Below are 6,356 nucleotides of genomic sequence, written 5' to 3'. Positions count from 1 at the left end.
CCCCCCCGGGGGTCGCCGGGGCCCCCCCCCCCCCGCCGGGGCCCCCCCCCCCCCCGCCCCCCCGGACGGGGTGGGGGTCAGGGGGTGGGCATGCCACCGGTGATGGACAGGGTGGAGCCGGTCGTGTAGCTGGAGTCGTTCGAGGCCAGGTGGACGTACGCCGCGCCGTACTCGGCGGGCTGGCCAGGCCGGCCCAGGGGTGTCTGGGCGCCGAACTCCGGCAGCGCCGACTCCGGCTGCCCGCCCGCCGGCTGCAGCGGGGTCCACACCGGCCCGGGGGCCACGGCGTTGACGCGGATCCCCTTCTCGGCCAGCTGGCCCGCGAGCGCCTTCGTGAAGGCGTTGATGGTGGCCTTGGTGCTGGCGTAGTCGACCAGCGTGGGCGAGGGCTGGTAGGCCTGCACCGACGTCGTGTTGATGATCGAGGAGCCCGGCGGCAGGTGCTTGACGGCCTCCTTGGTGATCCAGAACATCGCGTAGACGTTGGTCTTGAACGTCTCGTCGAACTGCTCGGAGCTGATGTCGAGGATCGACTCGCGGGCCTGCTGCTTGCCCGCGTTGTTGACCAGGACGTCGATGCCGCCGAACGCCTCCACGGTCCTGGTCACCAGGGACGTGGCGAAGGCCTCATCGGTGATGTCCCCGGGCAGCGCGAGGGCCTTGACGCCCTCCTTCTCGATCAGGGCGATGACGGCGTCGGCGTCCTGCTGCTCCTCGGGCAGGTAGGAGATGGCGACGTCGGCGCCCTCGCGGGCGAAGGCGATGGCGGCGGCGCGGCCGATGCCGCTGTCACCGCCGGTCACGAGCGCGCGGCGGCCGGTGAGCTTGCCGCTGCCGCGGTAGCTCTCCTCGCCGTGGTCGGGGGCGGGGTCCATGCCCCAGGCCTGGCCGGGACCGGGCTGGGCGCCCTGGTCGAACTCCGGCTGCGGGTAGCGGGTGGTCGGGTCGATGAGCTCAGGGGTGCTGGTCACACCCACCCCCTACCCGCCGGACGCCCCGTCACGCTGATCCAGTCCGCGTGCGGGGCGGCCGGCGGGCCCGTCTCAGCCGCTGAAGAGCTGCGTGGCCCGCGACACGGTCTGGACCACCCCGTAGAGCAGGCCACCGCTGACGAGCACCCACAGCACCACCGCGGCGGTCTTGGCGGTGCCCTGCCCGCCGCCGGCGCCCGTCGTCCTGCTCGACCCCGTGCTGGCTCCCGTGCTCACCGGCTCCTCGCCTCCTCCCGCTCCGCGGCCGCGGAGCCGTCACCGCCGCGCTGGTCGCGCGGCTCGTGGAACCTCGGGTCGACCGGGCGCACCAGGGCGTTGGCGATGAAGCCGACCACCAGGACGCCGACCATCACCGACAGCGGCAGCCGGTAGGCGCCGGCGCCCCCGGACTCCCCGCCGGCGGCGTCGACGAGGGTGTTGACGATCAGCGGGCCCGCCACGCCCGCCGCCGACCACGCGGTCAGGAGCCGGCCGTGGATGGCGCCCACCTGCAGCCCCCCGAAGAGGTCCTTGAGGTAGGCGGGGATGGTGGCGAAGCCACCGCCGTAGAAGCTGAGGATGATGCCCGTCAGCACCACGAAGACGACGACGGACGTGGTCCCCAGCAGCACCGCGCCGAGGTACAGGACGGCGCCGACGCCCAGGTAGACCATGTAGATCCGCTTGCGCCCGATGACGTCGGAGGTGGAGCTCCACACGAAGCGGCCGGCCATGTTGCACAGCGACAGCACGCCGACGTAGCCCGCCGCGGCCGCGGGCGTGATGCCCGAGAAGAACGTCTGCACCATCGGGGCGGCGGTCTCTAGGATGCCGATGCCGGCGGTCACGTTGGTGAACAGCACCACCCACAGCAGCCAGAACTGCGGCGTGCGCAGCGCGTTGCGGGCCGTGACGTCGCCGACCGAGCGCAGGCCGGTGGACTGCTGCGGGGGCGTCCAGCCGGCCGGGCGCCAGTCCTGGGCGGGCACGCGCACCACGTAGGCGCCGAGCAGCATGAGCACGAGGTAGATCGCCCCGAGCGTCAGGAACGAGGGCGCCACCGCCTCGGAGGGGTCCGAGCCGTAGGTGTTCAGGAGGCGGTTGGACAGCGGGCTGGCGATGAGCGCGCCACCGCCGAAGCCCATGATGGCCAGGCCGGTGGCCAGGCCCGGGCGGTCGGGGAACCACTTGATGAGCGTGGAGACCGGGGAGATGTAGCCCAGCCCCAGGCCGACGCCCCCGACGACGCCGTAGCCGAGGTAGACCAGCCACAGCTGGTCGGCGGCGACGCCCGCGGCGCCGATGAACAGGCCGCCGCAGAAGAACAGCGCGGAGGCGACCATCGTCTTGCGCGGCCCGTTGCGCTCCACCCAGGTGCCGCCGAACGCCGCCGACAGGCCGAGCATGACGATGGCGATCGAGAAGATGACGGCGATGGGGGTGCCGCCGGTGCCGAAGTGGTCCTGCAGCGGGGTCTTGAAGACGCTGAAGGCGTACACCTGCCCGATCGACAGGTGCACCGCCAGGGCGGCCGGCGGGATCAGCCACCGGCTGTAGCCGGGCGGCGCCACGGTCCGCTCGCGGTCCAGGAACGACATGGCCCCAGCCTCCTCGCGCAGCTGGGCCCAGGGCCGCCGCGTCCTCACAGCACAGGGGCCCTCCGCTGGACCCCTGGTGCGCACTGTGCCCCGGCTGGCAGGGGGCTGCGAGTCGAGCGCACCCCGTCCAGCCGCTGGTGCCCGCCCGCTCCGCCCCGGCGGCTAGGCTGCTCCGCCGGGATGCCCAGCGGGGGCGCACCGGGGGATCAGGAGCGGAGGCGAGGCGCGCGTGGTCACCGAGCGTCGCAGCAGCGGTCGGCGCACAGGGGATCGCGAGCACGGCCGCGGCATCACCAAGGTGCTCATCGCCAACCGCGGTGAGATCGCCGTCCGGGTCGTCCGGGCCTGCAGGGACGCCGGCATCGCCTCGGTGGCGGTGTACGCCGAGCCCGACCGCCACGCCCTGCACGTCGAGCTCGCCGACGAGGCGCACGCCCTGGGCGGCACCACCTCCGCAGAGTCCTACCTGCGGGCCGACCTGCTGCTGGAGGTGGCGGCCCGCTCCGGCGCCGACGCCGTGCACCCCGGGTACGGCTTCCTCTCGGAGGACTCCGGCTTCGCGCGGGCCGTCGTCGACGCCGGCCTGACGTGGATCGGGCCCCCGCCGGCGGCCATCGAGGCCCTGGGCGACAAGGTCTCCGCCCGCGAGATCGCCGAGCGCGTCGGCGCTCCCCTGGTGGCCGGCACGCCGGGCCCGGTGGACGGCGTCGAGGAGGTGCTCGCCTTCGTCGACGCCCACGGCCTGCCGGTGGCCATCAAGGCCGCGTACGGCGGCGGTGGGCGCGGGCTGAAGGTGGCCCGGACCCGCGAGGAGGTCGGGGAGCTCTACGAGTCGGCCGTGCGGGAGGCCGTCGCGGCCTTCGGGCGCGGTGAGTGCTTCGTGGAGCGCTACCTCGACGAGCCGCGCCACGTCGAGACCCAGTGCCTGGCCGACGAGCACGGCGGCGTCGTGGTCGTCTCCACCCGCGACTGCTCGCTGCAGCGCCGCCACCAGAAGCTCGTGGAGGAGGCGCCCGCGCCGTTCCTCACCCCCGACCAGGAGCGCTCGCTGCGCGAGGCCTCCAAGGCGATCCTGCGCGAGGCCGGCTACGTCGGCGCCGGCACGTGCGAGTTCCTCGTGGCCAAGGACGGCACCGTGTCCTTCCTCGAGGTCAACACCCGCCTGCAGGTCGAGCACCCGGTGACCGAGGAGGTCAGCGGCATCGACCTCGTGCGCGAGCAGTTCCGCCTGGCCACCGGGGAGGCCCTCGGCTACGACGACCCGCCCGCCCGCGGGCACAGCATCGAGTTCCGCCTCAACGGCGAGGACCCCGGGCGCGGCTTCCTGCCCGCCCCCGGCACGGTCACCCGCTTCGAGGCGCCCTCGGGCCCCGGCGTCCGCGTCGACACCGGCGTCCGCAGCGGCGACGTCGTCTCCGGCGCCTTCGACTCCCTCATCGCCAAGCTCGTCGTCACCGGCGCCAGCCGCGAGCAGGCCCTGCAGCGCGCCCGCCGCGCCCTGGGCGAGATGGTCGTCGAGGGCCTGCCGACGGTGCTGCCCTTCCACCGCCTCGTCGTGGACGACCCCGCCTTCACCGCCCTCGACCCGGCCCTGCCGGCGTCCTCCCCGCAGGCGGTGGGGCAGGCGGAGCGCTTCCGCGTGCACACCCGCTGGATCGAGACCGCCTGGTCCGGCTCCACCGCGCCGTGGTCGGGCCCGGCCCCCGAGGTGGCCGACCCCGCGGACGCCGAGCGCTCCACCGTGGTGGTCGAGGTCGCCGGCAAGCGCCTGGAGGTCACCCTGCCCGGCTGGGTGCTGGAGGCCGGCGCGCAGGTCGGGGGCGCCGTGCAGTCGGCGCGCCGCCAGCAGAAGCGGCCCCGCAACGCCGCTGCCGCCGCGAAGGCCGCCGGCGGTGACGCCCTGGTCGCCCCCATGCAGGGCACGCTGGTCAAGGTCGCCGTCGCGGAGGGGCAGGCGGTGGTCGCCGGCGACCTCGTCGTCGTGCTCGAGGCGATGAAGATGGAGCAGCCGCTGACCGCCCACAAGGACGGCGTCATCACCGGCCTCACGGCCGACGTCGGGACGACGCTGACCACCGGAGCGGTCATCTGCACCATCGCTGACGCGCCCACCGGCTGACGCGCCCAGCGGCTGGCGCGCCCGCGGTCGGCGGGCCGTGCCGGCGCGTCGTCAGGTGGAGACGTGCAGGCGGCGGGCGGCCTCGGCCACCGAGCCCGACAGGGACGGGTACACCGTGAAGGCGTGCGCCACCTGGTCCACCGTGAGGCCGTGCTCCACCGCCAGCGCCACCGGGAAGATCAGCTCGGAGGCGCGCGGCGCGCAGACCACGCCGCCGAGCACCCGGCCGGACCCGGTGGAGGCGAAGAGCTTCACGAAGCCGTCGCGGATGCCCAGCATCTTGGCGCGGGCGTTCCCGGCCAGGGGCAGCATGAGCACCTCGCCGTCGACCTCGCCGGACTCCACCTGCTCCTGCGTCCACCCGACGGTGGCGATCTCCGGCGCGGTGAAGATGTTGGCGGAGACCTTGCGCAGCCGCAGCGGGCTCACGGCGTCCCCGAGGGCGTGCCACATCGCCGTGCGTCCCTGCATGGCCGCGACGGAGGCCAGCGGCAGCACGCCCGTGCAGTCGCCGGCGGCGTAGACGCCGCGCGCGGACGTGCGCGAGACCCTGTCGACCTCGATGTGACCGCTCTGCGACAGCGCGACCCCCGCCTCCTCCAGGCCGATGCCGGAGGTGTTGGGCACCGACCCGACCGCCATGAGGCAGTGCGTGCCGCGGACCTCGCGGCCGTCCTCCAGGGTGACGACGACGCCGTCGCCCTCCCGCCGCGCCGAGGCCGCCCGCGAGCGGCCCATGAGCTCCATGCCGCGGCGCCGGAAGACGTCCTCGATCACCTCGGCGGCGTCGGCGTCCTGCCCCGGCAGCACCCTGTCGCGGCTGGAGACCAGGACGACGTCGGAGCCGAGCGCGTCGTAGGCGCTGGCGAACTCCGCGCCCGTCACGCCCGACCCGACCACCACGAGCCGCTCGGGGATGCTGTCCAGCTCGTACAGCTGCTTCCAGGTCAGGATGCGCTCGCCGTCCGGCTTCGCGCTGTCCATCTCGCGCGGCGAGGAGCCGGTGGACACGAGGGTGATGTCGGCGGCGAGCTGCTCGGTGCCGCCCTCCTCCAGGTCGACGACGACGCGCTCGGTCCCGTCCAGGCGACCGCGGCCGCGCAGCACGCGGACCCCCTCGGCGGCCAAGCGGCGCTCGATGTCGGCGGACTGCGCCGCGGCCAGCGCCCGCACCCGGGCGTTGACGCGCCCCAGGTCCACGCTGATGGGCTCCTTGGTGCCCGGGTCGCCGTCACTGCCCGGGTAGCGCAGCCCCAGCTCCTCCGCCTCGGCGGCCAGGTTCATCACCTCGGCCACGGAGATGAGCGCCTTGGAGGGCACCACGTCGGTCAGGACGGTGGAGCCGCCCATGCCGGCGCGCTCGACGACGGTGGTCTCGGCCCCGAGCTGGGAGGCGACCAGAGCCGCCTCGTACCCTCCAGGACCTCCACCGATGACCACGACGCGCGGCGCTCGACCAGGCACGCCCCCATCCTCTCAGCCCTCTCGGACAGCCCGGGACCGCGCGGCCCGCGGCCGTGGCGCGGCCCGCTGCCGCGGCCCGCTGCCGCGGCCCAGCTGCTCGGAGGACCGGCCCCTCGGGCGTGACGGCTCGGTCATGCCCAAGGGGCGCGTCCTCCGAGCCCCCAGCACGGCGACCGGGACGGCGACCGGGACGGCGACCGGGAC

At 74.8% G+C, this 6,356-nt stretch carries 5 protein-coding genes; 1 reads left to right on the top strand and 4 read right to left on the bottom strand.

The features are described 5' to 3' along the window. Window positions 1-77 precede the first annotated feature (77 nt). The 3 genes from ACUN9U_RS18240 to ACUN9U_RS18230 form a co-directional block, all read right to left on the bottom strand. The gene (locus ACUN9U_RS18240) at window positions 78-971 is read right to left on the bottom strand and encodes an SDR family oxidoreductase (RefSeq protein ID WP_445486419.1); all 894 of its coding nucleotides are present in this window, start codon (window positions 969-971) and stop codon (window positions 78-80) included. Between the two features lie 72 nt (window positions 972-1,043). Continuing rightward, entirely contained in the window at window positions 1,044-1,208 is a 165-nt protein-coding gene (locus ACUN9U_RS18235) for an MFS transporter small subunit (RefSeq protein ID WP_445486418.1), read from the bottom strand. Beyond that, window positions 1,205-2,569: an L-lactate MFS transporter gene (locus ACUN9U_RS18230; protein ID WP_445486417.1), complete on the bottom strand. Its 1,365-nt coding sequence runs from the start codon at window positions 2,567-2,569 to the stop codon at window positions 1,205-1,207. Before ACUN9U_RS18230 ends, ACUN9U_RS18235 begins: the two co-directional genes overlap by 4 nt. Before the next feature lie 289 nt (window positions 2,570-2,858). On the opposite strand from ACUN9U_RS18230, the gene ACUN9U_RS18225 reads away from it, so the two are divergent. Further along, window positions 2,859-4,688 (top strand): acetyl/propionyl/methylcrotonyl-CoA carboxylase subunit alpha, encoded by a 1,830-nt coding sequence (locus tag ACUN9U_RS18225; protein ID WP_445486420.1) that lies wholly within the window; start codon window positions 2,859-2,861, stop codon window positions 4,686-4,688. 51 nt (window positions 4,689-4,739) lie between these two features. Here ACUN9U_RS18225 and ACUN9U_RS18220 read toward each other — a convergent pair whose 3' ends face one another. Next, complete coding sequence (locus ACUN9U_RS18220; RefSeq protein WP_445486416.1) at window positions 4,740-6,152, bottom strand: NAD(P)H-quinone dehydrogenase; 1,413 nt, start codon at window positions 6,150-6,152, stop codon at window positions 4,740-4,742. Window positions 6,153-6,356: the final 204 nt, after the last annotated feature.

Source organism: Quadrisphaera sp. KR29, from assembly GCF_052644995.1.
The sequence above is the reverse complement of the archived record's forward strand: the minus strand, read 5'-3'. Positions and strand labels throughout refer to the sequence as shown.

Bases quoted from the DNA above. Each gene is read 5' to 3' on its own strand.
- ACUN9U_RS18230 (WP_445486417.1), bottom strand. From the start codon at position 2,569: ATGTCGTTCCTGGACCGCGAGCGGACCGTGGCGCCGCCCGGCTACAGC.